This is a genomic window from Anabaena sp. CCY 9613 (assembly GCF_963920895.1).
Taxonomy (GTDB): domain Bacteria; phylum Cyanobacteriota; class Cyanobacteriia; order Cyanobacteriales; family Nostocaceae; genus Cyanocohniella.
In genome coordinates this window covers 351872-373769 of the sequence record NZ_CAWUDE010000004.1, presented here as the reverse complement: position 1 = coordinate 373769, position 21898 = coordinate 351872, and the positions used below count along the sequence as shown (strand labels likewise).

The 21898-nt window shown below is 42.4% G+C and carries 19 protein-coding genes and 1 pseudogene; 6 read left to right on the top strand and 14 right to left on the bottom strand.

Annotated elements, in window-relative coordinates:
- The first annotated feature begins 57 nt into the window (after window positions 1-57).
- Together ACM0OT_RS07120 and ACM0OT_RS07115 are read left to right on the top strand one after the other, a co-directional pair.
- Window positions 58-1380 carry an efflux RND transporter periplasmic adaptor subunit gene (locus tag ACM0OT_RS07120; RefSeq protein WP_414563687.1) on the top strand — a complete coding sequence of 441 codons (1323 nt, stop codon included), beginning with the start codon at window positions 58-60 and terminating at the stop codon, window positions 1378-1380.
- A 2-nt stretch (window positions 1381-1382) separates the two neighbouring features.
- Window positions 1383-4529 (top strand): efflux RND transporter permease subunit, encoded by a 3147-nt coding sequence (locus ACM0OT_RS07115; RefSeq protein ID WP_414563686.1) that lies wholly within the window; start codon window positions 1383-1385, stop codon window positions 4527-4529.
- 151 nt (window positions 4530-4680) lie between these two features.
- Here the strand turns inward: ACM0OT_RS07115 and ACM0OT_RS07110 are convergent, their stop codons facing one another.
- From ACM0OT_RS07110 to ACM0OT_RS07050, 13 genes and pseudogenes are all read right to left on the bottom strand, one after another.
- On the bottom strand, window positions 4681-5796 hold the full coding sequence (locus ACM0OT_RS07110) for an alkene reductase (RefSeq protein WP_414563685.1): 1116 nt from the start codon (window positions 5794-5796) through the stop codon (window positions 4681-4683).
- Between the two features lie 269 nt (window positions 5797-6065).
- Window positions 6066-6365: a 2Fe-2S iron-sulfur cluster-binding protein gene (locus tag ACM0OT_RS07105; RefSeq protein ID WP_414545139.1), complete on the bottom strand. Its 300-nt coding sequence runs from the start codon at window positions 6363-6365 to the stop codon at window positions 6066-6068.
- A 108-nt stretch (window positions 6366-6473) separates the two neighbouring features.
- The gene (locus ACM0OT_RS07100; RefSeq protein WP_414563684.1) at window positions 6474-6845 is read right to left on the bottom strand and encodes a HesB/IscA family protein; all 372 of its coding nucleotides are present in this window, start codon (window positions 6843-6845) and stop codon (window positions 6474-6476) included.
- A 63-nt stretch (window positions 6846-6908) separates the two neighbouring features.
- Window positions 6909-7697 carry a HesA/MoeB/ThiF family protein gene (locus ACM0OT_RS07095; protein WP_414563683.1) on the bottom strand — a complete coding sequence of 263 codons (789 nt, stop codon included), beginning with the start codon at window positions 7695-7697 and terminating at the stop codon, window positions 6909-6911.
- A 10-nt stretch (window positions 7698-7707) separates the two neighbouring features.
- On the bottom strand, window positions 7708-8025 hold the full coding sequence (nifW, locus tag ACM0OT_RS07090) for a nitrogenase-stabilizing/protective protein NifW (RefSeq protein ID WP_414563682.1): 318 nt from the start codon (window positions 8023-8025) through the stop codon (window positions 7708-7710).
- Window positions 8022-8240, bottom strand: coding sequence for a CCE_0567 family metalloprotein (locus ACM0OT_RS07085; protein WP_414545143.1), 219 nt, complete (start codon window positions 8238-8240; stop codon window positions 8022-8024). Before ACM0OT_RS07085 ends, nifW begins: the two co-directional genes overlap by 4 nt.
- A 176-nt stretch (window positions 8241-8416) precedes the next feature.
- Entirely contained in the window at window positions 8417-8893 is a 477-nt protein-coding gene (locus ACM0OT_RS07080) for a NifX-associated nitrogen fixation protein (protein ID WP_414563681.1), read from the bottom strand.
- A 20-nt stretch (window positions 8894-8913) separates the two neighbouring features.
- Complete coding sequence (gene nifX, locus ACM0OT_RS07075) at window positions 8914-9303, bottom strand: nitrogen fixation protein NifX (protein WP_414563680.1); 390 nt, start codon at window positions 9301-9303, stop codon at window positions 8914-8916.
- Between the two features lie 86 nt (window positions 9304-9389).
- Window positions 9390-10703 (bottom strand): nitrogenase iron-molybdenum cofactor biosynthesis protein NifN, encoded by a 1314-nt coding sequence (nifN, locus tag ACM0OT_RS07070; protein ID WP_414563679.1) that lies wholly within the window; start codon window positions 10701-10703, stop codon window positions 9390-9392.
- Window positions 10704-10822: 119 nt separating this feature from the next.
- A complete protein-coding gene (gene nifE / locus ACM0OT_RS07065; protein ID WP_414563678.1) occupies window positions 10823-12202 on the bottom strand; it encodes a nitrogenase iron-molybdenum cofactor biosynthesis protein NifE in 1380 nt (459 codons plus the stop codon).
- A 194-nt stretch (window positions 12203-12396) separates the two neighbouring features.
- The gene (locus tag ACM0OT_RS07060; RefSeq protein ID WP_414563677.1) at window positions 12397-12726 is read right to left on the bottom strand and encodes a Mo-dependent nitrogenase C-terminal domain-containing protein; all 330 of its coding nucleotides are present in this window, start codon (window positions 12724-12726) and stop codon (window positions 12397-12399) included.
- Between the two features lie 153 nt (window positions 12727-12879).
- Window positions 12880-14415, bottom strand: coding sequence for a nitrogenase molybdenum-iron protein subunit beta (gene nifK / locus ACM0OT_RS07055; protein WP_414563676.1), 1536 nt, complete (start codon window positions 14413-14415; stop codon window positions 12880-12882).
- Between the two features lie 198 nt (window positions 14416-14613).
- Window positions 14614-14772 (bottom strand): annotated as a pseudogene (locus ACM0OT_RS07050) (nitrogenase molybdenum-iron protein alpha chain); the annotation flags it as partial.
- Window positions 14773-14881: 109 nt separating this feature from the next.
- Here ACM0OT_RS07050 and ACM0OT_RS07045 point away from each other — a divergent pair.
- The 4 genes from ACM0OT_RS07045 (at window position 14882) to ACM0OT_RS07030 (ending at window position 19582) form a co-directional block, all read left to right on the top strand.
- Window positions 14882-16300: a site-specific integrase gene (locus ACM0OT_RS07045; RefSeq protein ID WP_414563675.1), complete on the top strand. Its 1419-nt coding sequence runs from the start codon at window positions 14882-14884 to the stop codon at window positions 16298-16300.
- Window positions 16301-16537: 237 nt separating this feature from the next.
- Window positions 16538-16903 (top strand): hypothetical protein, encoded by a 366-nt coding sequence (locus ACM0OT_RS07040; protein WP_414563674.1) that lies wholly within the window; start codon window positions 16538-16540, stop codon window positions 16901-16903.
- A gap of 789 nt (window positions 16904-17692) precedes the next feature.
- The gene (locus ACM0OT_RS07035) at window positions 17693-18271 is read left to right on the top strand and encodes a hypothetical protein (RefSeq protein WP_414563673.1); all 579 of its coding nucleotides are present in this window, start codon (window positions 17693-17695) and stop codon (window positions 18269-18271) included.
- A gap of 333 nt (window positions 18272-18604) precedes the next feature.
- A complete protein-coding gene (locus tag ACM0OT_RS07030) occupies window positions 18605-19582 on the top strand; it encodes a hypothetical protein (RefSeq protein ID WP_414563672.1) in 978 nt (325 codons plus the stop codon).
- An 85-nt stretch (window positions 19583-19667) separates the two neighbouring features.
- Here ACM0OT_RS07030 and ACM0OT_RS07025 read toward each other — a convergent pair whose 3' ends face one another.
- Complete coding sequence (locus tag ACM0OT_RS07025; protein WP_414563671.1) at window positions 19668-21869, bottom strand: EAL domain-containing protein; 2202 nt, start codon at window positions 21867-21869, stop codon at window positions 19668-19670.
- Window positions 21870-21898 lie beyond the last annotated feature (29 nt).

Sequence of the window (21898 nt, the reverse complement as noted above, 5' to 3'; positions counted from 1 at the left end):
CTTGTTTTATAAAAATTAGTTGAGTATTGCAACGCTTCTTGCCAACCTAGCACAAAAATGAGTGGCCAACGTATGGAAGCCCAAGTTCAAGAAATGGAAGATGGGGCCGCCTTGCCTCCGAAGCATCCCAGAAAAATAAGAGTGAGAAATCTGCTGATTGCAAGTGGGATGGTGGCGGCCATCACCTTGGGGGTGTATCAACGGTTGTCTACTGGACAGGAAATGGTAGTTTCGCCCCCATTAGCAGTGCAAGTCATCAAGCTGGAGCCAGTACAGTCATACCAGGTGACGCGCTTTTATACGGGCGAAGTAGTGGCCACTCGCCGCAGTGATTTGGGTTTTGAGCGGGGGGGTAAAGTCATTGAAATCATCTTCAATCGTGGGCAAACCGTCGAAAAAGGCGCAGTAATTGCCCGATTAGATACGCAAAATCTCAAAGCACAATTAGCGCAATTAACAGCCGGGCGATCGCGTGCAGTTGCAGAATTACGAGAATTGCAGAACGGGCCACGCCCAGAAACCATTGCTGCTGCTCGTTCTCAAGTGGCAGATTTAGAAAATCGGTTGCGTCTGGAAAATATTCGCCGCGATCGCCGCCGTTCCCTGTACGAAGCAGGAGCAATTTCCCGTGAACAGTTGGATGAAGTGGCATTTAATCGGGATGCCCTCGCTGATCGCCTCGCTGCTACTCAGAGTGATTTAGAAGCATTGCAGAACGGTACACGCCAAGAACAAATCGCTGCCCAAGACGCTACAGTGGCGCAAATTCAAGCCAGTATCCGCGATGTAGAAATCAATATCGAAAAAAGCACCCTACGCGCTCCCTTTCGTGGTGTAGTCGGAGAACGAAATTTGGATGAAGGCAGTGTAGTACAACCAGGACAGGCCATCGTGCGCCTAGTGGAAAATCTCACCCCTGAAGTAGAAATTGGTGTGCCGCCCCAAGTGGTGCAGACCCTGAAGGTGGGGAGTCGTCAACAGGTGCAGGTGGGCGAGCAAATTTATGCTGCCCAAGTGCTGGCTCATAAACCAGAGATCAACCCCCAAACCCGCACTCGGACAGTGGTTTTGCAATTGGTTAGTACAGGTCAAACTATGCCAGCATCAGGAGAAATCGCGCGTCTACAAGTGGAACAAATGGTATCTACCCAGGGATTTTGGTTGCCAACATCCGCCTTAATTAAGGGAGAAAGAGGATTGTGGTCTTGCTTTGCCCTTGCGCCAGATGGAGAAACCCATCGCATTGAACGGCGAGATGTAGAAGTTTTGTATACCGGAGGCGATCGCGTCTTGGTACGCGGCACCATTGTCGCCGGGGAAGAAGTTGTCAACAGTGGTACTCACCGCTTGGTTTCTGGGCAAATCGTGAATAAGGAGTAGATATGGCACGGCTATTCTTTCGTAACTTGCGCTTGCTATTGTTGGCGATTTTTCTGATTGTGGCTTGGGGAACCGTCACCTATGAATCACTACCGCGACTGGAAGATCCAGAACTCACCTCTCGTTTTGCCCTAGTTACTACTTTTTTGCCAGGAGGAACCGCCGAGCGCACCGAATCCCTGGTGACTGATCCCATTGAAGTCAAGATTGCCGAAATTCCGGAAGTAAAAACCTATGAATCTACTTCACGCGCCGGAGTTTCCACCATTGCTGTAGATTTACTCGATAGTGTGTCCAGGAATCGTGTACCCTTAGTCTGGTCACGGGTGCGGGATAAATTACGCGAAGTGCAAGGGGAATTACCCAGTGAAGCCAGTGAACCTAAATTAGATGAAGGAGAAGTGCGTGCCTATGCCCTCCTTACTGCCTTGACTTGGGAACAGTCTGATGCTCCAAACTACGCCATTTTGCGGCGACGGGCAGAGATGTTAAAAAATGCCTTGCGATCGCTCTCTGGCACAGATGAAGTGGAGATTTTTGGCGCCCCCCAAGAAGAAATCACGGTGAATGTGAATACAGAAACCCTTGCTAGTTTGGGAATTACCGCCGCAGAATTAGCAGGGCAAATTCAACAAAGTGATGCTAAAACCTCCGCCGGACAGTTTCGCGGTGATAATACCCTACTCTATGAAGTGCAAGGAGAATTAGATACCCTGAACCGTTTGCAGCAAATACCCGTGGGCTGTTCTAACTGTGAATCTAACCGGGAATTTCGTCTTTTAGCAGACATCGCCACCATTGAGAAAGGAATTGCTACACCGCCCACAGAATTGGCGTTTACCTCAGGTAAAGCTGCCATCGCTGTTGGTGTTTATGTCCAGCCACAATATCGTCTGGATCGTTGGGCAGTGGCAGCACAGAAGGTTATTGATAGCTTTCGGGCTGATTTACCACAGGGGATACAGTTAGAGATTGTCTTTGATCAGAGTCGTTATGTGACGGCGCGATTAAATAATCTGATTGCAAATTTACTGTCTGGTGCTTTGCTGCTCTTTGTCATTTGCATTATTATGATGGGCTGGCAACAGGCATTGTCCGTACAGATGGCGCTACCGCTTTCGGTGGCCATCGCCCTCATTGTTATGGGGTTGTTGGGTATTCCCTTACATCAGATGTCGGTGACGGGGCTGATTGTGGCCTTGGGTATTCTAGTTGATAATGCGATTATTCTCGTGGATGAAATGAATATTCGCCTGAGAGCGGGAATGTCTTTAGAAACTGCCATCACAGAAACCGTGCAGTATCTCCGCGCTCCTTTGCTGGGCGGGACATTAACCACTGTATTCTCCTTTGCACCCATTGCCCTACTCCCCGGTGCAACTGGTGAATTTGTCGGGACGATTGGTTTAAATGTGATTGTGGCAGTGTTGGCTTCGCTGTTGGTGGCATTGACGATTTCCCCAGCGATTACCGCTAAAATTTATCAGTGGAATCATCACCGCTCGTTCACTTCTAAAGGTGTAATTGGCAAAGAAGGATGGTGGCAAACAGGATTTTCTCATCCTAGACTAAGCGCCTGGTATCGCCGTTCTTTGCAGTGGTCTTTGAGGTATCCCAAACGAGCGATCGCCTTAACGCTGATTTTGCCTGTACTGGGGTTTAGTCTAATGACAACCTTAAGTTTACAATTCTTTCCCAGTGCTGATCGTGAACAATTCACAGTGGAGTTAGAATTACCTCCTGCCAGTTCTCTAGGGCAAATTCAAGACCTCACACAAGAGGTAGAAGCCACCTTACGCCGCCATCCTCAAGTTCAACAAGTGTATTGGTTTTTGGGCAAGAGTGCGCCTAAAGTCTATTACAACCAACTCACTAATCGTGAGAACGAGAGTAGTTTTGCCGGTGCTATCGTGCAGATGAATGGTATTGCTGGCGATGGCTTCATTCACCAACTGCAAACGGAATTTAACACCGCCTTCCCTAATGCCCGTGCTTTGGTGCGTCTGTTTGAGCAGGGGCCACCTTTTGAAGCACCGATTGAGTTACGAATTTACGGCTCTGATGTTGAGCGCCTCCAACAATTAAGTGTGCAAGTCCGGGCAATTTTGGCAGAAGTTCCTACCATTACTCATGTTCGTAGTCGCCTCAACGATGTGCTACCCCAACTCGCCTTTAATATTGACGAACCAGAAGCGCGATCGCTGGGTTTGAGCCGTCGAGAAATTTCCCAGCAATTGCAAATTATCACCGAAGGGGTCACTGGTGGCACGATTTTAGAAGATACCGAAGAAGTGCCTGTAAGAGTGCGCCTCAGTAATAGCGATGGGCTACGCCCCGCCAGAGGCGAACGCGCTGACTTGAGCCAATTGCAATCGGTGAATCTTCTATCAAGCAATCGCAATGGCTACATCCCGTTAGAAACCATCGGCAAACTCAATGTGATCCCCAAAAATGCCGCCATCACTCGCCAAAACGGTCGCAGAGTCAGCACCGTCCAGGGGTATCTCACCGCAGGAACTTTACCTGCCAACGCTCTTGCTGATTTTCGCCAACGGTTGCAAAACTCTTTCTCCCTACCCCCAGGCTACAGCCTCGAATTTGGTGGTGAAGAAGAAGAACGTAACAGTGCCACTGGCGGACTACTCGGCTATGGCATTGTCCTAGGAATTGCCCTGGTGGTAACTCTTGTACTTTCGATGAATTCCTTTGCCCTTGCAGGTTTGATTGGGATTGTGGCCATTCTTGCCATCGGTGGGGGCGGATTATCGGTGTGGCTGTTCGGCTATCCCTTTGGCTTCAACCCCATCATCGGCACAGTAGGACTAATTGGCGTCGCCGTGAATGATTCAATTACCGTTCTCACTGCCTTAAAAAGTGATGCCTTAGCCCAGACAGGCAATCGCCCAGCGATGGTGGAAACCGTCATCCACACCACGCGCCATGTCCTCACAACCACATTCACCACAATGACAGGCTTTATTCCCCTCATTCTCGCCGGTGGTGGATTTTGGCCCCCTCTAGCAGTAGTGATTGCTGGCGGTGTAGGTGGTGCAACCATTCTTGCCCTTTACTTTATTCCCTGTGCCTATTTATTGTTGCGATCGCCTCAAAACTCCCGACGTTATCTAAAGACGGAATGCATCAATTAAATAAGATCCAAAAATTGTAGGTTGAGTTGAGGCTTTGCGTTCGCGTAGCGTGCCGTAGGCAAACCCAACTCTGCCAATGATGCTGGGTTTCCTATGTCAACTCAACCTACATTTAATACACTATTTTAGCTGTGTCAGTCCACTACGGGAATTATTTTATTGAAGATTCCTGATAAGTGGGAAAATCGATATATCCGGATGGTACAAAGGAATACCAGTCTTTCATTTCGGCAGGCGGATTCAGTGGCCAGTTATTGGTAAAACGTTCCACCAAGTCAGGATTGCTGATAAACGGACGACCAAAGGCTATCAAATCGGCGATTTCACTTTTAATGGCTACTTCTGCCTGTTCTTGGCTATAGCCACAGTTACCCATGAGTGTCCCTGTAAACACATCTCGGAACTCCGCTAATGTCATGGGTGTCCCTAATTCGTGAAAGCCAAAGGCTAGCCCATCAAGTAGATGAAGATAAGCTAACCCATAAGTATTTAGTTGTTCAGCTATATAGAGAAAAGTTTCTCGGTAATCTGGAGAACCCATATCATTGAAAGCACCATTAGGAGATAAGCGGACTCCAATCCGATTTGAGGGCCATACGGTCAAAATCGCCTCAACAATTTCTTTGAGGAAACGATAGCGATTTTGCACATTTCCTCCCCACTGGTCAGTTCGTTGATTCGTTTTGGATTGTAGAAATTCATCAATTAAATAACCATTTGCGGCGTGAATTTCAACACCATCAAACCCTGCTGCTTTTGCTCTTTGAGCTGCTTGACGATAATCCTCCACGATTAATGGTATTTCATCCGTTTCCAGCGCCCGTGGAATTTCATAGGATTGTTTACCATTAGGGGTGTGAATGGAATCCCCATTTATCTTAATTGCAGATGGTGCTACTGGTAGTTGACCATTTTCTTGAAAACTACTGTGTGAAGCCCGGCCACAGTGCCATAATTGGAGAAAAATCGGCGTTCCCTGAGCATGAACAGCAGATACAATCTCTTTCCAAGCTTCGCCTTGCTCTGGTGAATAAATACCTGGCGTATTTTCCCAACCATTGGCCTGATGAGAAATGACAGTTGCTTCTGTGATAATTAATCCTGCCGCAGCACGCTGAACGTAATACTCTGCCATCAGTGCATTGGGCATACGTGTAACACCTGCTCTTGAGCGTGTCATGGGAGCCATAACTACGCGATTTTTTAGTGTTAAATCTCCCAGTTGAAATGGATTGAGTAAGCCTGGAGATACACCTTGAGTAGTCATAGTTCATACTTCTAAGTTTGCACTATTACTTTTACATAACTCAAGCCTTTGCGGGAGCAACGCGATTTTATGAGCTTAATTAAGGTGGGCGGATAGGGAAGCAAATACAAGAAACGCCAAATAAAAATGCCCTTATTTCTTATCCAGCAAAGATTTTAGGCATTTACCTACTCATTTAGGATTCCTACATAAACAAAAATGAAGGATAATGAATATCCTTCATGCTTCTAAATTTCAAATATTGCTAGTGTAGCGATTAAAGCAAAACCTTACACAAGATATGGTTCTTGATGAGTCTTAATTGTGCAATTAGAACGAGGATAAGTAACACAAAGTAAGGCGAATCCTTTAGACATTTGCTCGTCATCTAAAAAGATTTGATCAGATTGATCAACTTCACCTTCAACTACTTTACCGACACAACTAGAGCAAGAACCGGAATGACAAGAGAAAGGTAACTCAATACCATTTTCTTCTGCTCCTTCCAAAATTGTGGTTTCTTCATCCACTTCAATGGTGGTATCGATGTTTTCTTTTTTGCTGATTAATCTAACTTGATAGGTAGCCATTTTCCGATTCTCCTCAAGGATTATAAGACTGAGATTGTGTTCTCGAAGTTGACAAATCTCCCTCATTCAACTTCGATAAGTAGTGCGGAGTTCGTCTGCAAGTAGTTCTTAGCTACAAGGTATGCCGGTAGGGGTACAATCACCTGCTGTGAAGGATTTACCACAACCGCAGGTATCGCTGGCGTTGGGGTTGGTGAACTTAAAGCCACTTTCCATTACCCCGTCGACAAAATCGATTACCACCCCTTCTAGTAAAGGCGCACTTTTGGCATCTACATAAACCAGCACTTTACCTTGCTGGATTACCAAATCATCTGCTTGGGGATTGCTGGTGACATCAATTCCATACTCATAGCCACTGCAACCACCATCTTTCACAGAGACACGGATACCCTTTTTAGCGTCATTATTATCGGGGCTTGAACTTCCTAAAAAGGCTCGCAGACGAAATTCTGCTTTTTCTGTCAAAGTAACGCTCATCAAGTCTCCTGATTTGTAGCGATTATTGTTCTGATTGCAAGTGAAGGAATTTGTGTGAGTTATTTAATGACTTGTGACTACAGATTGGGACTGTCCGTATCTCCAGGGGGCAGTATTACCGCATACTGGACAAGAGCGATCGCGTTGCGAACGGCGCTTGGCAAATTCCATCCGATTCAGGTCAATGGTCAACAATTGTGATAATAAAGGTTGACTAAAACCAGTAATCAACTTGATTGCTTCCAAAGCCGTCAGACAAGCCAATGTCCCAGAAACAGCGCCCAGCACGGAAAAAGCACGTCGATCCCATTCCGGCTTTTCTGGAAATAGACAAGATAAACAAGGAGTCACACCAGGAATAATCGTGGTTAAATAAGCCTCCATCCCGTCCATTGCTGCTTCCACCATTGGTTTACGCCAACGCACACAAGCTGCATTCAACAAGTTGCGTTCCGTAAAATTGTGGGCGCAGTCCAAAGCCATATCAGCCGATTGCACTAACGAGTCCACATTGTCCGAGGTGATGTAATCATGAACTGTTTCCACTTGGATCTCAGGATTGATAGATTCCAGAGTTTCTTTAGCTTTGAATACCCTGGGTTTACCTACCCAATCATCAGTCATTAAAATCTGACGATTCATATCATCCAAGCGCAAATCACCACCCCGGACTAAGATTAGCCGCCCAACGCCCGCTACTGCTAAGTAAAGCGCCGCCGTACCGCCTAATCCCCCCACACCCGTAACCAGAACTGTCGCTGACTTCAGGCGTTTTTGAGCTAGTTCGCCAAAATTTGGGAGCATCATTTGGCGACTATAGCGTTCTAATTCGGTAGGCGTTAGGTTGATCACTTTTTACCTCCTAATCAGAAGTGATTTCTGTCAGAGTGACTACATTCTTTGGCTTATCGTTAAACACTTTGAACAGCTTTTGTTCATGGGGTGTTGATTCTAGAAATAAGTCATAAGCTTTTTGCAAAGCCAAAGAATATTGTTCAAGTCTTTCTTCTGGATTTAAATCAGGAGCAGCGTCATCAATTTGACTGATAAATTGAGCAAATTTCTTCAAAATATGCAGACGATTTACATTCACAAATTGTTGGTCGTAGGGCAGATTAAAAAACTGCAAAAATTCTTCTGCATCTACGAGTTTCTTGAATTCATCAATGGTGCCAGTCATTTAGTATTCTCCAATTTTTTCAGATGTTGCTTAAGTTCATCTAGCTGACGATAAATTTCATAAGTTGCAGCCGCAACATCCATAAGTGTTTTGTAATCTGTCGGTAGACCCTCTGCTAAATCATGCAGATCCATCTTCATCTGACCTGCTTTACTATTGAGCTTCTTGATTTTGGTTTTCAGTTCCTCAATATTTGTTTCTTCCGCCTGCACCATCCATTACTCCTAATTTAAAAAACTTGCGATTTTTGAGTACCAAGCGACTGAAGTTGCGGCTACACAAACTAAGTCCGCCCATGCAAACTAGTAAAAAGCAACCCGCATAGGACGTTCGGCGAAGCTCTTGCGAGCCGAGGGTTTAGCCTGTATAGCCGCGATTCTAATCGCCAGATTTAAAGCTTTCCAACCTCAGGAAACCTTTTAGCTAAATCAATTCCCTTTTGCACAAAGTTTTCACCTTCTTCTGCCAATTTTTCTAGAGAATCAAAACCAAAACGATGAGCATCACGTAAGGTTTTCATCGCTAGTAAAAGACGACCAGAAAAGACTAATGCCCAGCCAAAACCTTCATGACTCAAATCAATCACAACCTGAGATATCAAACCAGTTTCCTGTTCAATACCTGCGGCGACAGCTCGGAAAAATGCCATAATCCGTGCTTGAGTCATGGGGTCAACCTCACCCTCAAGAGAAATTTCTCGTTTCTTTTGTTTAGTAACAACAAAAGGTTTGAGAATTAATTCATTCGACCAATTACGATAAAATCCATACGTATCTTGACCCCGAATTTGTTGGATCAATATCTTGAGAAAAGGAGATTCCAAGATTTCTGTATTGGGAGTTCCGTTAACACTATTATTTACACTCATACCACTACTTCAATTTCAACTTAATCAGCAAAGTTTGGGGTTGTTTGTCTTAAAGCCTTCCGCAACCAAGGTGGAGGATTACCTTTAAGAGTTTTCACTAACTTATTGAGGACTTCACTAATTTCCTCTTCTTCTGACTTAGCCTTAACTGGGGTTACACCTTTCTTGATCAATCGCGCTGCTGCACTACCACCAATTGCCGTCACATAAACAATGGTGCAATCATTTAGCGCCTCAAGTTTAGGAGTGATTTTATCCTCATTTCCATCTTCTTTAAGGTCACCTTCAAACTTCAAAGTCTCTAGAAATTGATATCCCTCATCGGAGATTTCATAAACATCAATTTCCCTTGCCCATCCGAAGTGAGCATTAATATGAACCCGGTCACTTGTCGTAAAGGCAATTTTCATTGTGTTCTCCTGAATATGTGGGGATGAGGAAAAAGATCGTGATACTAGTGCAAAGTCTTTCCCCCTGCACCACTGCCTCTTTTTCCCTACTCCCATAAATCTTTAACTCTTTCTTCTTCGGCTTCTAAAAATAAGTTGCCGATGCCAAACAAAACTTCCATCGTCCCGCGATAGCCTACTTTAGTGAAATGCCCATTACCCAAGCGGTCATAAATGGGTATACCCATGCGATAAAGAGGTATCTCTAGACGTTTGGCGATCGCATTGACATTAGAGTTACCAATGAGTAGGTCAGACCCTACTGCTAGTTCTTCTAGGTCTTCTAGGTCACCGACGGTAACGCTTTTTACCGGGAGTTTATCCAACAAAGGCGATCGCGTGGTTGTCACAGCAGCGTGAACTTGTGCGCCCATCGAATGCAGAAAGTTAACCATTGACCATAAAAAGTCCGGTTCCAACGCCAGAGATACTCGCTTTGCACCGAAGTAAAAATGAGTATCTAACATGGCATCTTGCAACTGACGACGTTGACGACGGTATTTTTCCGGCACACTATTGCTGCTAAGAATCGCCAATGCTTGCAAAAACTCATCCACTGGTTCCAAACCAGTTAACTCACCAAACACCTCATAAGGGATGTTAAACCGTTCCTCCAGGATTTTGGCGGCCCCCCGCATACTTTCACCCAAAGCGATGGTGAAGGCTGAACTACCGACCTCTCTTAGCTGTTTTAAAGTAGTGCCACTGGCTGTAATTGCGCTATAACCATCCTCTAGATGACCATCCAAAGAAGCCCCCAAATCAGGAACAAAGATAGGTACTAAGCCAAAAGCCGTGACCATATCTTTAATTTCTTGGATATCGCCTGGTGTAAAAGCAGAACCAGCCAAAATAGTTACTTGCTCAGTTTTGACACCACCAGCCTTAGGGATTTCCTTGACAATACTTTCCACAGCCGCCGCAAAACCATCTTGCAGCGCCCCCTTAAAATCGGGAGTAGGAGCAAAAACAATCGGTAGGTGATTTAATTCCGGGTGGCGATCGCGGATATCCTTAAGAAAACGCTCAATATCATCTCCCCTAGTTTCCGTTAGTCCCGTACTACAAAGACCAATAATTTCGGGATTAACCTTCTCAACCAAAGTGAGAATAGACTGTTCCACATTATCCTCACCACCCAAGATAGTAGTGACTTCCGTCATGGCTGTAGTGGCTAGGGGAATAGCTTCCCGAAAATGCCGTACAAGCACAACTTTGGCAAAGGCAGTACAACCTTGAGAGCCGTGAAACAAAGGTATCATCCCCTTCAATCCCAGAAAGGCCAAAGATGCACCCAACGCCTGGCTTTGCTTGAGAGGATTAACAGTAAGTGATTTAGTAGGAAGATTAACGATCGCCATATTAATACCTGTATAAGTAGGGAGTGGGGAGCAGGGAGTAGGGAGCATGGAATGGAAAACCCTAATCCCTATAAATTACGAATTACGAATTACGAATTACGAATTACGTAAAATCTCCCTCATAGTTCCAATTCTTCCCAAGGAGCGGGTTTGCGTATTTGTTCCCAAATCGGGCTATAGAGAGCTTCGTACAATTCCCGTGCCATCTCGACCATTCCCACGTAACCTGCATAAGGATGGTGACGTTCTTGGTTGATATCCAGAAAAGGAATCCGCGCTTTCAAAGCGGTGTATTGGTTACGACCACCGGCAATCAACATATCAGCGCCAGTTTCTTTTACCAGTTTCAGCAATTCCTGAGCGTTACCCTTCTCCATCATGATGCCATCGTTGCCGATTAACTTCTTGATGCGGGCTTTGTCTTCCTCAGTGCTTTTTCTGGTACTGGTAGCAACAACTTCTATCCCCAAGTCCTTAGCTGCTGAGATAATTGACCAACTCTTAACACCACCTGTATACAACACAACCCGTTTCCCTTTGAGTCGAGCGCGATAAGGAGCTAGTGCCAAATCTAAGGCAGCTGTTTCTTCCGCAATTAACTGTTCAGTGCGCTCTTGCAAATCAGCATCACCCAATTTGGCGGCAATATTTCGCAGACAACGATTCATATCATCGATGCCATAGAAAGATTCTTCAATGAAAGGAATGTTGTAGCGTTCCTCCATTTTTCTCGCCATATTCAGCAACGCTCTAGAGCAGATCATCACATTGAGCTTGGCACGATGGGCGTAACGAACTTCGTTGTAGCGAGCATCGCCCGTTATTTTGGATAATACGCGAATTCCTAATTTCTCTAGCAGAGGAGTGACTCCCCACATTTCCCCGGCGATGTTGTACTCACCGATTAAGTTAATATCATAAGGCGTAGTTTGTGCCGGTTCTGCTGTACCAACTACATATTCCAGCAACGCTTCACCACCGAAACGATTACCCAGATTCTTACTCCCTATGAATCCTGGAGCAATTACCGGGATCACCGGAGTCCCAATTTTTTCAGCCGCAGCCTTACAGACAGCTTCCATATCATCACCAATCAAAGCCGTCACACAAGTAGCGTAGACAAAAACTGCGGCGGGATTATAGCGTTCCTTAACCTCTAGAATTGCCTTATAGAGCTTCTTTTCACCACCGAAAATTACATCATTTTCTGTCAAATCGGTAGTGAAGCCCGTCTTGTAGAGTAGAGGCCCAGACGAGAGACTACCACGACTACCCCAAGAATTACCAGCACAGGCGATCGGCCCGTGAACTAAATGAGCCGCATCAGTAATTGGGACAAGGGCAATCATTGCACCATCAAAAGCACAACCACCTTGAGCAGCGCCAGGTTGGGCTTGTTGAGTGCAAGACTTATTCTTCTTCTCACCTTGTTTGTGCTGATTATGTTCGCATCCTGGCTCACTCAGCAGCTCGTTAATTTTGCCTTGGGTACTTTTCATCTCTCTTCTCTTGCTGGATCGACGTGTTAATTATTTAGTTCTCCGTCTATTCACTAAGTAATAGACTTCCTGCAAAAATCCTCTCTTTACCACATTGAAATCAGATAATTTATCAGTTATTATCTGTGTTCATCTGTGGATTACTTTTCATAAAATTGACTTTTGCAAGAGCATTAATGACTCAAGACCATTGCCTAGCAAATATACTTCGTGACATCCTCTCCACATTCATCAGCAAGATAAGATAAAGCCCGAAAACGCATTCCCACAAACTCATCATATAAAGGATTAAGTTTGCACAAAGCAGGAATATGCACAGTCCGGCCAAATAAACTAATAGTTTGCTCAAAAGGGCAACAGCAAGGAATTACTTGGCAAATTAGATGAGCGAGACGATAATTTTTAACTTGAATTCTATCTACCAAACTACGTAAAGGGTTGAGAAGATTGTGAAACCAACCCGGTTTTTTATAGTTGGGTGGATGGTAGTTGTGATGAGAGTGAGTGTGATTGATACTTTCCATCTTAGATACCTCAGGTAAATGTTTAAAAGAAAAAAGGTAAGTTGGGGATTGGGCTAAAGGCAAGGGGCATGAAAGAAACTCTTTTCTAGCCTCTAGCCCCTATTCTCTAGCCCTTACTCCCCCTCCTTACCCTTGATTAGCACGCTGCAATTCTTAACGAATCAAGTCGTAAGAAATATCGGTCTTAGAAGGAATATTGGTGTTGCGATCGATTTCCTCAAAGATTGTATTAACAATCCAGTTGAGCAAGTTGATTACACCTTGGTAACCGATGGTGCTGTAGCGGTGTAAGTGGTGGCGATCCATGATTGGATAACCAATTCTGACGAAGGGAACCTTACAGTCGCGCCATAGGTACTTACCGTAGGAGTTACCGATCAGCAAGTCTACGGGTTCGGTGAACAACAAAGAACGCATGTGCCATAGGTCTTTACCACCCCAGATGGTTGCATTCTGACCAAAAGGACTAGAATCTAGTAAAGCTTGGAGTTCTTTCTCAAATATTTCGTTGGTGTTGTTGACTAGGATATGCACAGGTTCAGCACCCATTTCCAACATAAAGCCAACTACGCTGATCACTAGATCTGGCTCACCAAAGATAGCAAAGCGCTTACCGTGAACCCATGAATGAGAGTCAGTCATGGCATCAACTGCACGACCGCGTTCAATTTCTAGTTCTTCGGGAATGGGCTGACCAGTTAGTTCACTGAGTTTCATCAAGAACTCATCAGTACCCTTGATACCCCAAGGACGAGAAACTACAGTGGGTTGCTTCCACTCTTTTTCAATGTACTCGCGGGTTTTGATGGTAGAATATGCTTGCAGAGCAATTGTAGCTTTACCATTAATTGAATCTGCTGCATCTTCTAGCTTTGTACCACCTGGGTACATATCAAACTCACCTGTGTTGGGTGAATCTAGGTAGTCGCTGTTGTCAGCGAGAATGGTGTAGTCAAAACCGAACAAGGAAGAAATGCGCTTGATTTCCCGGTTGTTTCCTACATAGGTATCAAAACCTGGGATGAAGTTGATTTTGCCATTGCTGGTTTCTTTCTTCTTCCCTGCTGTCAGGTTAGAAAGAATACCCTTCATCATGTTGTCGTAACCAGTGATGTGGGAACCAACAAAGCTAGGTGTGTGAGCGTAAGGTACTGGAAAATCTTTAGGAACTGAACCAGCATCCTTGGCGTTGTTGATGAATGACTGCAAGTCATCACCAATTACTTCTGCCATACAAGTGGTGCAGACAGCAATCATCTTGGGCTTGTAAAGTTGGTAAGAGTTCGCCAAACCGTCAATCATGTTTTGCAAACCACCAAACACAGCCGCATCTTCAGTCATGGAAGAAGACACACCAGAAAATGGCTCTTTGTAGTGACGGGTTAAGTGGGTACGGAAGTAAGCAACGCAACCTTGAGAACCTTGGACGAAAGGCATTGTGCCTTCAAAACCCACAGCAGCAAAGATTGCACCTAAAGGTTGACAACCCTTAGCAGGGTTAACGGTCAATGCTTCACGAGCAAAGTTCTTTTCACGATATTCCCAACCTTTTGTCCATTCGGCAACCCGTGTAACTTCTTCGGGGCTGTGACCGTTTTCAAATTCCTTTTTGTTTTGGAATAGTTGTTGGTATTCCGGTTGGTGGAATAACTCAACGTGGTCTTGAATATTTTCTGGATTTTGAGGCATTTCTAGATCTCCAAGCTTACTGAAGTCGTTCGTTACTAATTTGCGGTGGGGTGTGGGGAGGGAGTGGGAATGTCACTCAAAATTCAGAATGCAAAAATCAAAATAAACTCTTAACTTTTGAATTTTGAACCTTGAATTCCCAACTCCCCCCTGGGGCTAATACCCCAGGCTGTCCCTACTTATCCCTGTTCCATTTCTCTAGGCGGTAGCTTTGGCTTTAGCTTTGGCTTCAGCTTTTTTGCTCCAGGGAGCGCCAATTAATCCCCAGGTTGGGCTATTGAGTGCCAAATCCATGTCACGAGCGAAGATAGCGAAGCCATCATAACCGTGATAAGGGCCGGAGTAGTTCTTTTTATGGTTTAATGCTTTTAATGAGCCTAATGTTTGTAGTAATCAATGTCTGTTACGAACATTGTTCACTGGTAACACATTTATTTTTAGGCTAAATATAGGCTAAATTACGGCGATGCATAATCAGGGTCAAGACAAATATCAACAAGCCTTTGCAGACTTAGAGCCATTCTCATCTACCGACGGCAGTTTTCTGGGTTCAAGTCTGCAAGCACATCAGCAAAAAGAACACATGAGAACAAAAGTACTATTAGAGTTAGAGAAAGTAAATCTGCGTTTGAAGTCTGCAAAGGCTAAGGTGACGATTAGAGAATCAAATGGAAGTCTGCAATTACGGGCGACTCTACCAATTAAGCCAGGAGATAAGGACACCAAAGGAACCGGAAGAAAGCAATACAACCTCAGTTTGAATATTCCCGCTAACTTAGATGGACTGAAGACAGCGGAGGAAGAAGCCTATGAGTTAGGAAAGTTAATTGCAAGAAAAACCTTTGAATGGAACGATAAATATTTAGGAAATGAGGCGATTAAAAAAGAGTTTCAGACTATAGGTGAATTACTAGAAAAATTTGAAGAGGAGTATTTTAAAACTCACAAACGTACAACAAAAAGCGAACATACGTTTTTTTATTATTTTTCTCGTACTAAAAGATTTACTAATTCTCAAGACTTAGCAACGCCGGAAAATTTAATCAGTGCAATTGAGAAAATTGATAAAGAATGGGCAAGATATAATGCAAGTAGAGCCATATCTGCATTTTGCCTGGCATTCAAAATTGATATTGATTTATCTCAATATTCTAAAATGCCGGAAAATAACTCCCGGAATATACCAACTGATGCGGAAATAGCTACAGGAATTATCAACTTTGAAGAATATTTGAATAATAGAGGCAATCAAGTTAATCAAAACGTTAAAGATAGCTGGCAACTTTGGCGGTGGACATATGGAATGTTAGCAGTTTTTGGCTTACGTCCACGGGAATTATTTATTCATCCTGATATTGATTGGTGGTTAAGTCCAGAGAATGTAGATTTAACCTGGAAAGTTCATAAAGATTGTAAAACCGGCGAAAGACAAGCATTACCGTTACATAAACAATGGATTGAAGAATTTGATTTAAGAAATCCTAAATATTTAGAGATGTTGGCAGAAACAATTAGCAAAAAGGATAATACTAATCATGCAGAAATAACAGCACTAACCCAACGAATTAGTTGGTGGTTTCGTAAAATTGGTTTAGATTTTAAGCCTTATGATTTACGTCATGCTTGGGCGATTCGGGCGCATATTTTAGGTATACCAATTAAAGCAGCGGCGGATAATTTGGGGCATAGTGTGCAAGTGCATACACAAACCTATCAACGTTGGTTTTCGCTAGATATGCGGAAGTTAGCGATTAATCAGGCTTTGAGTAAACGGAATGAAGTTGAGGTGATTAGGGAGGAGAATGGGAGATTGAGGTTGGAGAATGAAAGGTTGAAAATGGAGATTGAGAAGTTGAAAATGGAGTTAGTTTATAAACATAGCTAATAAAATTTATTTTGTACATTGTGTTGCCTGAAAACACACCCTAAACCAACCTTATAAATAAAATACTTCTTCAGTAATTACTATGCTAGGCTAACAGCTAAAATCACCTATATATAAATACTTAATTCAGCAAATCAACCTGTTTTCCAGTTATTAACCAATTTTTGATATAAATACGGATGCTAGTTAGTGATATCAAAGTTTAATCTTTAATAAATCGCAACCAATTTAGTAACTATGCAAAATGAGTTGTTAGAAGAATTACGTAAAAGTTTTATTGAAGCTATTGCTGCACATAAATTCGTAGAATTAAAGTTTGGTACTGATCGAAGTAACGAAATTAAGCAAATAAAACAAAAGTGGGCAATAATCCAACAAAATTTTATTCTTAATTCACATTTAGGCTTTCAAGCAAATATTAGTAGCTCTAAATGCGAAAATATAGAATCGCAGTTACTCAAGCTGCAACAAGAATTAGAATCTACTAAAATACAACTTATAGAACAGCAGAAAATAACTAATAATCTTATTAAACAAAATTCGAGAGCCTTAAAAGAAGTTAAAGAATTAATAAATTTCATCAATATATCATCTAAGTTATAATTTACTACCTTAGATAATATCAATGATTGAAATTTAGGGAGATCGCATCTCGGAAATAAAGTAATTTATTATACAATACACTTAATCAATTATGAGTATCTTCAGAAGGCGATCGCAATTCATCTATACACCGATATCAATTAGCACTTAATATCAATATAGCGAAATTCATGGATTCAAGTAAACTTAACCGCAACATCAGCAAATCTGGCTGGGATAAGATGAAAACAAGAAGTTAATTCATAATGTACGAGGTTAAGCTGTGGAGAGCATAAGGTTCAGAACACATATAGGTGATGATGAAATTCTGCACATTCAACTTCCCTCCGAGATTGCAAACCAAGAATTAGATGTTGTAAGTCGTCTTTCAACCCGTTACCCAAGAATCTGCATCGTCTGTAAGCAAAACATCGGCAGAATTAGGATATTCTCGTAAATTTGTTGAAGAAATAATAGGTAGTTGGGAAGGTGAACCGCTTGAACGTCCAGAACAACTTCCTTTCGAGACGCGAGAGGAGATGTCTATTGTAAATCAATACTTGCAATGTGCAAGCGATCGCACAACCTATGGGCAAATTGCTAGGATAGCGATTAAGTCTTTAAAAAAATACATTTAGTGGGGTAGGAGAGACAAAGCGAGAGAAAAGTGATAACTGGCCATCAGCCTAGCTAACCTACTAGCAATTTTTTGGTACCATTAACTAAAGTGGGCGATTGCCTACAACACAATCTAAGCAATGTCTACTACAAGTTCGCCTACGCAATCTTCAGCAGACTAGTAAAAAGACTATGGCAAAGCGTAAAAAAAGCAATCTCCAGTGGATTAAAGAAACGCTTGAACTAAAGCCTGACCATCGCTGGGAATCTCCATCAGGCTACAAGATTTTTGTAGCCAATCGCGGGGCTGTTCGCTTCAATGTTCCCCATAATTGGTTTTTTGAACCACAAGAAAAATCTTTTAAATTCCGCGATCAAAAACCGCCCAAAGATGATTGCTGCTTGGAAGTATCTTTCAATCCTCTACCACCTCGTGACTGGAGCTTATTTCCGCTAAAATCCACTTTGAAGAAAATTATGGATGAAGACGAGCGCAACGTCATTGCCAGGGGAGAGATTATTAGCGTCAAGCGCCAAACGGCTAAAATTGTCTGGACAGAGATTAAGTTTATTGATACTCAAGAAGAACCACGAGAAGCATTTTCGCGGACTTGCGTTGGTTTGGGGTCAAATGTTCAATGCTTGATTACATTTGATTATTGGGCAGATCAAGCAGAACAACTTATACCGGTTTGGGATGAGGTGATGCGTAGTCTCACACTAGGGTTGTATATTCGTGACCCCATGACTGGTGTGGCTTTCCCCGACTGAAGTATTATATCTGATGTTGCTAATTTTACCCAAAATTTTCTAGCGTTGGCATGTCAGTATTCAAACATTGACCAAGTAAACATGATCTTGCTCCTAACAACTTAAGTAGAACGACTTGAAAAAACCAAACTATGTAAAGTAATGTAAAAGAAAATTGCATTTGTTTCGTAGTAAGGACTTCAGTCCTTATTAGAGGACTAAAGTCCTCACTACAGACCTTTAATTATTTACACCATTCTACTTAGATTCTATGAAAATCATGAATGATCTGTGAAAAATTTTAAGTAATGTAGAATCGGCAAAGCTCACCATAGGTGTATTGGGAAAACCAAATTGGATTCCTATAGTTTTTGGTTAAATGGAATAGATATTTTGGCAATTTATGGAGATAAATCTTGGATGTTAAAAACTGAAAATCAAATAAAAATATGCTATACAACTTTGGCTATTGGATATGAGTACAATCAACTTGCAAAGCAGTTAGCGCAAGATATTTATAAGTTATCTCCAAATACTTTTTTTGTAATTCTCACAGACAGACCACAGCTTTTTCGTGAGGATAAACATGTAATCGCTGTGAAACATAATGTACAATCAGTAGGTATATTTCATGACAAACTCTGTTGTATAAAACGCTGTTTTCAAGACTTCGATTGTTGTATTTTTCTTGATGCTGATTGCAGATTAATAGAAAATTTAGTAGTGTCTAGGAATTGGAAACCTGGCTTAACAGCAAAGACCTGTTGGAGCTTGACAAAACATCTAACTTCCAAAAACAATTCAACAAATAAGAAACAATTAACACATAAGCTGGTTAACGAAATTGCCGAAGAATTAAAAATATTAATTGACCAATGTAAATTTATATATGAAGGTATTTTTATCATTCGTAAAAATAATGGTAAAGAAATAGAGTTCCTGAAAATTTGGCAACAAATTAGAGATTATTTGGAAATTAATGGAATTTTTGATGGTGAAGGTATAGCAATGGGTTTAGCTGCTTGTAAGACATCAATGGAAATATACCACTATGTCTCTGGTTATCCTGAAGAGAATGTTGATTATGATATCCAAGATGTCTATAAAGATAAAATATCTTACAAGTTGTTGATTCACAAAAATGCAGAGAATCTTTCCACTGCTTTGCAAGAAAAAATTCTCAAATTTGACGGTGAAAGAAGGGAAATTACAAAATTGTCTCTACAGGATAAGCTGATTAAAAAAATCACTAATTCTATACTAAAAAAACTAAGATTTATAAAACTTAAGATTAGAAGTATGGAAAAAAAGAATTTTTCTGATTTTATTTAAAGTTTGAGCATTTTTAGAGAATAAACTTGACTATCTCTGATAATCACCCTAGTGGTATGACTTACAGCAGATGTAAAATTTGTTTTTAAATTTCAGCATCTTCACAATTAATGTGTACTACACAATTTCTTCCTTGTGCTTTGGCCTGGTAGAGTCCCTGGTCAGCAGCTGCAATTAAGGTTTCAGGGGATGATTTGCTGTGGGGAATGGTGGTGGCGACCCCAAGGCTGAGGGTGATAAATTGACTAGCCTGAGAACTGGGATGAGGCAATAATAATGCATTAATATTAGTTTGAATATTTCTAGCAATTGCGATCGCACCTTCAGCATCAGTATTTGGTAAAATTACGGAAAATTCTTCTCCGCCATACCGAGCCACTAAATCATTAGAACATTTGACTGTCTGAGATATAACTTTGGCAACATGTCGCAATGCATCATCTCCTGCTAGATGTCCGTGTGTATCGTTGTAAAGCTTAAAGCAATCGACATCACACAAAATCAAAGATAATGAAGCTTTTTCTCGCGCTAACCTCTGCCATTCCAGATTGAGCTTATCATCAAAGCAACGCCGATTTGCCACTTGAGTTAAACCATCAGAAGCTGCAAGGCGCTGTAATTCTTGATTTGCTTGTTGTAATTGATGGTAAAGTTCTGATTGTTGAATAGCGATCGCAGCTTGACTAGCTAACTGGGTAAACAAGTTAACTTCCGATTGCTGCCATTGTCTAGGATGACTGCATTGGTGAGCAATCAATAGTCCCCACAAACGTTCTTGCTGCAAAATAGGGACAACCAAGTTAGCCCGAATTTGCAAACTATGCAGCAGTTCAATGTGACAAGGCGATAAATTTGCTGTTTCAATATTCTCTATTGCTCTAGTATTACCTTGTTGGTAGTAATCTGCATGAGTGGATTGAAAGCAGGTATCCATCACATGAAATCCCAAAATAGACATGCACCCTGTGACTACCGATTCGACAGCCACCATCCCACTCCAATCTGGCTCAAACTGATAAATAACTACTCGGTCTACAGCAAACAGTTGTCGCACTTCATCTGCTGTGGTTTGCAAGATATAATCTAATTCCAATGATTGGCGGATACGCTGAGTTACCGCAGCCACAATGCGCTCCGCTTCGCTTTGATGTTGAACTTGTTGTTGAACTGGTTCACTAGACAATGAAACTTGATCAAAGTTAGGAGTAGCAATAACAGGTACAGCACTGGGTTTAGCAATCAAATAACCTTGAGCATATGTAGCCCCTCGTTCTCGCAACCAGTTTAGTTCTTGAATGCACTCAATACCTTCTGCAACAGTCTGGATTTTTAACTTTTGAGCAATTTCTAAAATCTTTTCGGTAATGGAAGCTTTGTACAAATCTTGATGCACATCTCGAATTAATTCCATGTCCAACTTAATGAAATCTGGGCGTAACTGATGCAGCAAATTCAGGCTAGAATAGCCAGAACCGAAATCATCTAGGGCGACTAAAAACCCAGTATCGCGGTAGTATTGCAGTATTGCTTTAAGGTGAGCCAAATCTTGAGGATTATCTGATTCCACAACTTCAAAGACTATTCTTTCATGGGAAATACCTGCGCGATCAATTGCTTCGACCGTACTACGTAGGCAAAAAACCGGGTCATAAAGTGCCGTTGGTGTAAAATTAATGAAGATATGCCCCTGCACTTGATGGCTGCTTACTTGAGTGATAGTACTAAGGCGAGCAACTTGGTCGAGTTGAGGCAAAAGTCCTGACTCAGTAGCTAACTCTAGGATATGCCCTGGTAGTACTAAATTTCCTTGTTCATCCAGTCCCCGCAAAAGCGATTCGTACCCATATATCTGCGATGTATCTTCAATTGAGACAATTGGTTGGAAGTAACTGGTGAATCGTTCCTTGTCCAGCATTTCCACCAACCAATCTGACTGACTCAATTTAATGAAGCGGTGTAATGAAGCAATATCGCTAAAATCCTGGAGTTGAGGCTGGATAGCGCCGAGAAGAAACAGGACTTGCGTCTCTCTTAATTCTCTCGGTGCTAGGAGTCGAGCTAGGTTACGAGCAATTTCTGGGGCCTGTCCAGATGTACAATCCAAACTGAGACCAGGACGATCTGGCATGAGTTCATACTTGAGGGCAAACTGTTTTAAATAAGAAGTGACCTTCTTCAAAGTATGGGGAATAGGAAACCAGAGAAACAGTTGGCCTGCTTCTTTAGCACGGCAACGTTTCACATGGCGACAAGCACAAGACTTAGAATTAGGAGGTGTTCGATCCATAGATAACCATGTTGCTCAACCCAGTTAAT